Genomic DNA, 5,072 nt, shown 5'->3' with positions numbered 1-5,072 from the left:
AAGATCACTCTGGTCGACATCGATCCACTGATCCTGCAGCTTGCTACGGAGCATGAAGATTTACGCCGCCTCAATCATAGTAGCCTCGATCATCCGCAGGTCGAGGTGATGAGTGCTGACGCGTTTCAAATGCTGAGACGCGCGCAAGACCGTTACGACCGCATCTTTGTCGACGTTCTCTTTCCCTACAACTTCGAGACGTCGCGCCTTTATTCCGTAGAGTTTTTTGAGGCGTTAAGACGCCATCTCACGCCGTCTGGCACCGTCTCCATTTTGTCACCGGTCGAGATTGGCTATGAAGTCGCGGGCGATAGCGATGACGAGGCCACTCTGACGCTGCTACGCGACACGCTGCAGGAGGCTGGATTCACCGACGTCTATCTCTACGGCGAGCAGCGGCATTCTTTCTTTCTCGCCAAGACCGAACGCCAGCGCGATTTTTCTCTAGTGGCTTGGGAGGAATCGCCATGGGCGACGTTCATCACCAACCCGAGTCATATGCTGGCGCCGCGCCGCCTCGGCCTAAGCCGAGCGCCGCGCGTGGCTAACTCGATCCTGCATCCCAAATTTTTCGGCGTCAAGGACACCAACTTCTAGCCGAGTAGCGCCTGGTAGGCCGGTGACGCCATCACGGTGGACGGAGATCCAGCGATTTTGAGTACGCCTTGATCGAGCAGCAACAACTCATCCGCATGCTCTGCTGCTGCCTGCCGGTGGGCAATGGTGACGACGACCGCACCGCGGTCTGCAAGCTGACGGATCAGACGATAAACAGTTCGTTCCACCTCGGGATCCAGAGCCGATGTACCCTCGTCAATGAGGACAAAGGGCCGCTTGAGATACCATAGCCGCGCGAGCAGAATCCGCTGCGCCTGACCGCCGGACATGCCGCTGCCGCCCGCACCCACCTGAGTCATAGCTCCCTGCGGCAAACCAACGACTAAGGAGTCCAGGCCCACCTGAGCCAAGGCTTCAGTGACCCGTTCCAAGTCAGGACTTTCAGGATAGGCCACATTACCGGCGATGGTGTCCGGTCTTAGGATCACCTTTTGGGGCATATAGGCAACGGCGCTACCAACTGGTGGCTCGGTTGCTTCGTAGCACAAGCTGCCGGCATCTGGCGTGACCAGACCAAGCAGTGTACTAAATAGCGTTGACTTACCTGCGCCAGAAGGGCCGGCCAGGCAGTAGATTTTGCCCGCCTGAAAAGCAAAACTAAAGTCCCGCAAGGCGGGACGAGTGGCTCCCGGGTATGTCACCGTGATGCGATCGGCGACAATCTGCGTTGTAGCAGCGGGCACCGCGTGGACTACAACTTGATCTTGTTTGTTTGCAGTAAAGAATGCGAGCTGCTGCCGCAACCTATCGACGGCGGCGGCACCCTCGCGATTGGCGTTAAGGTAGCGTCCGAGTTTAGCACCTGCCTGTGACAATAATCCTAGAGTCGAGAAGAACGACAGGTCCACGGCCCCCGACGATTGGTTGAGCTGAATGTCACGCAATGCAATACCCAGCACCACCACCATGGCGATCACAGCAATCATCTCGAGCATGGGCGATGTGCGCGCCTTAACCCGCGCAGCTTTGAGAAATCGCTGATAGAGCGATGCGGTCAAGACCTCCATCTTGCGGATCTCGATCGGTTCGGTGCCATAGTGCTTGATGGTTTCGATCCCAATGAGTCGCTGCTGTAACCACTCGGTCAGCTGCGAGTAATCAGCTAACGCTCTCGCTGCGCGCCGACGCAGCTGACGCCCAATGCGTCCCGCTATGGCAATCGCTGGTGCCACACCGAGTAAAAATATCGCCGTCAGCTTTGGCGACAGTAGCACTAACATGATTGTCAGGAAGACAACCTGAAAAGCCTCGCGCGGCAGTCCGCCGTAAAAATGCACAAGATACTCACGCACCAATTTGACATCAGCCGTCACACCGCTCGACAGCTGCTCTTCAACCGCGCGTCCGGATTCCGTGCGCCGCACCGAGGGACTGAGGTGCAGATAAGCCGCGGCCAAATCGTTACGTAAGTGCAGCGCGACAACCTCGCCACCACGCTCCCAAATAAACCACTGGGCTATGCCGCATAAACTCTTGAGCAATGCCAGCCCGACTAGCAGTAGCGGTACGCGGCCTAGTAGCTCACCAGCTGTGATCCCTGGCGCTGCCATAAAGTGGGCGATCACAGGACCTAGCCAAGCGCCGAACAGATCGCGATATTGCAGGAAGCTATCAGCCGGCGCCGTGATCACCTGCACACAGGGACCGACCAGAGCGGCCACCAGGGCGCTCACCACGCCGAGCACTAAAGCCATGACCAAGGCAACGACCAGGCTACCCGCGAGCGGCCGCATATAATGACGCAGAAGCGCCTGATTGCGCGCGAGTGCCGCCGGCGGTATCGAAGCCGGAGGTATCGAAGCCGACGGTAGCGAAGCAGTGGATATCGAAGTTGTTGTCTCCATAGTGCGCTTCTAACATGGGTGCGCTGCGACCGCAACGTATCCTAAATACAAGCAATTATTTGCACGTACCACCGCTTAAGCGCGCTGGTCGCTCGTGTTATTATGAAGACAGAGCACCGACAAACCTAAGCACCGTCACTCAGGATCTCAGTTATGACGCAGCCAGCACCCCGCAGGCGGCAGCAGTCTCCGTGGCAAGGCCTTGGCCAAAAGCTGAGCTACGACCTGCGTGAGATCGAAGTCGGTGGTCATAAGTTTATGCTCCGGTGTCTCGACGACCTTGAGGAGGCTTTGAGCACTAGCCTTAAATTGGTGGCGGCCCGCGACAAATCCGGGAGCGCGACGAGCACGGCCGAGTTCAAACCCCACTTTGGTGTCATTTGGCCGTCGGCCGTCGGACTTGCCACACATTTAGCGGCGCTGTTTGCAACCAACGGTGTAGCCAGGGCCACAGTGGAGCTCGGATGTGGGCTAGCCCTGCCTAGCCTCGTCGCTGCCGCTGCGGGTGTCCCGCGGGTGATCGCCACGGACCGCCACCCCATGGTGGCTGAGTTTTTAGCCACCAACGCGGCGCAAAATCAACTCGCGGGAATCACCTATCAAAATCTCGATTGGCGCGACATCACGGCGCACGAAGCTCAGGTCCTGGGTGGCCAAGTGGAGCTGCTGATTGGTAGCGATCTCCTCTACGAATCCTGGCAGCCAGGTTATCTCGCTACCACAGTGGCCAGCCTACTGGCACCGGGCGGTGCGGCCATCCTAGCTGACCCAGGTCGCCGTTACATGGACGATTTTCTGAGTCTTTGTGAGGCCCACGGACTAATCTGCCGCCAGACTGCCGTGCGCGAAGTGCAGCTGGATCAGCAGCACAGCGATGTCCTGATCGCAGAAATTGGCTGGTCATGAAATTTTTCTTAAATTGACTCTTGCGCTCTTTCGGACAATCAGCGATAAAGAGTCGCCCGCGTTGGGGGATTAGCTCAGTTGGTAGAGCACTAGATTTGCATTCTAGGGGTCAAGGGTTCGAATCCCTTATCCTCCACCAGTCGGATCTCTTGGAGATCGTCCGATGGCTAATAGAGGCGATAGATCCAGTTGCGGTCTAACCTCAGAGCAGGCTGCAGCAAAGCTGGCTCTCAGTGGCAAGAATGAGCTTAGGGAAGCGAAAGAGCGGCCGCTTTGGCGTTTGGCCCTCGAGCAATTTGCTAGTCCCTTGGTCGTGTTGCTGATTGCTGCGACCTCACTTTCCGTGATCCTGGGTGAGATGCGCGAAGCTGTCGCCATTGGGGCCGTACTCATAATCAATGCCCTCATTGGATTTGTGCAGGAGTACCGCGCCGACAGCGCGATTGCCGCACTGCGCCAGATGACAGCGCCTCGGGCGACCGTGATTAGGGATGGCAATTTACGAATGGTCAGTGCTGTCAGCGTTGTCCCTGGCGATGCCCTCTGGCTTGAGGGCGGCGACGTCGTGGCGGCCGACGCCACCTTGGTCGAGGCCAGTCATCTGCAGGTCAACGAGGCGGTGCTGACTGGCGAGAGCTTACCGGTGGTGAAATCGCACAAATCGCAAGCGACCCATGCTGAGGGAGAGAACCATCACAGAGTCTTCATGGGCACGGCGGTCATGAGTGGCACAGGCCTGGCGATCGTTACCGCCACCGCTATGGCGACCGAGTTAGGCCGTATCGCCTCTTTGCTCGAGACGGCCGCCGCAGGTCCTACCCCGCTGCAAGTGCAGCTTGCACGTGTCGGTCGTTCGCTGCTGTGGCTGAGTTTAGTGATCATGGCCATTGTGGGTGTGATTGGATGGTATCAGCAGATGCCACCCTTCGATCTGGTCATCTACACTTTGTCGCTCGCCGTCGCTGCCGTTCCGGAAGGCATGCCAGCTATCGTCACTGTGGCTCTAGCGCTCGGCGTGCAGCGTTTAGCCGCGCGCCATGCCTTAATCCGTAAACTACCTAGTGTCGAGACGCTTGGTAGTGTCTCCGTCATTTGCACCGATAAAACCGGCACTCTGACTACGGGCAAGATGCAGGTTCGGGAGATTTGGGGACCTGATCAAGCCGCCGTCCTGCGGACAGCAGCACTGTGTACAGATGCGGCTTACGACCCACGATCTGGCGAGGGTTCGGGCGACCCAACCGAGATCGCTATATTAGCAGCCGCCTTTAATGCCGGCATCGACATGGCAACAGCCGCGGCTGCAGCACCGCGGATATCGAGTGAGCCATTTGATACAGAGGTTCGCCGCATGTCGGTCTTCAGAGCGGACGGACTTAACTATGTTAAGGGCGCTATTGAGGCAATTTTAAGCCTGTGCCATGACTCTGACCTGGACCTTGTGCGCAGTGCTGGCGACACCATGGCTAAACGAGGTTTACGCGTTCTTGCCGTAGCTCTTGGGGATTCACCGAGCACCTCTAACCTGCGGCTAGTAGGGTTACTTGGTCTCGCTGATCCACCACGTCCGGAGGCTGCTGCCGCCATCCGCGAGGCTAGGGAGGCGGGTATCGTTCCAGTGATGATCACCGGTGATCACCCATCCACAGCAGCAGCCATTGCGCGTGAATTAGGGCTCGTCTTAGCCGGTGAGGACATTAGCGA

At 57.9% G+C, this 5,072-nt stretch carries 4 protein-coding genes and 1 tRNA gene; 4 read left to right on the top strand and 1 reads right to left on the bottom strand.

What is annotated here, in order from left to right; genetic code table 11:
- Positions 1–597, top strand: a 597-nt coding sequence (locus tag FJ146_19380; GenBank protein MBM4254133.1) for a hypothetical protein, incomplete at its 5' end; no start/stop codon positions are given.
- On the opposite strand, the gene FJ146_19375 is transcribed toward FJ146_19380, so the two are convergent.
- Positions 594–2,462, bottom strand: a complete 1,869-nt coding sequence (locus tag FJ146_19375; protein MBM4254132.1) for an ABC transporter ATP-binding protein — start codon at positions 2,460–2,462, stop codon at positions 594–596. The two genes, FJ146_19380 and FJ146_19375, sit on opposite strands and share 4 nt — an antisense overlap.
- Positions 2,463–2,615: 153 nt before the next feature.
- Between FJ146_19375 and FJ146_19370 the strand changes: the two genes are divergently transcribed.
- The 3 genes from FJ146_19370 to FJ146_19360 all read left to right on the top strand — a co-directional run.
- Positions 2,616–3,368: a hypothetical protein gene (locus tag FJ146_19370; GenBank protein MBM4254131.1), complete on the top strand. Its 753-nt coding sequence runs from the start codon at positions 2,616–2,618 to the stop codon at positions 3,366–3,368.
- Positions 3,369–3,431: 63 nt separating this feature from the next.
- Positions 3,432–3,507, top strand: a tRNA-Ala gene (locus FJ146_19365).
- Between the two features lie 24 nt (positions 3,508–3,531).
- Positions 3,532–5,072 (top strand): HAD-IC family P-type ATPase (locus FJ146_19360; protein ID MBM4254130.1); only part of this gene is annotated, 1,541 nt, incomplete at its 3' end.

The sequence above is a fragment of the Deltaproteobacteria bacterium genome, assembly GCA_016874735.1.
Taxonomy (GTDB): Bacteria; Bdellovibrionota_B; Oligoflexia; order Oligoflexales; family CAIYRB01; genus CAIYRB01.
Note: the sequence above shows the minus strand (reverse complement) of the source record. Positions and strands in the feature narration are given on the sequence as shown.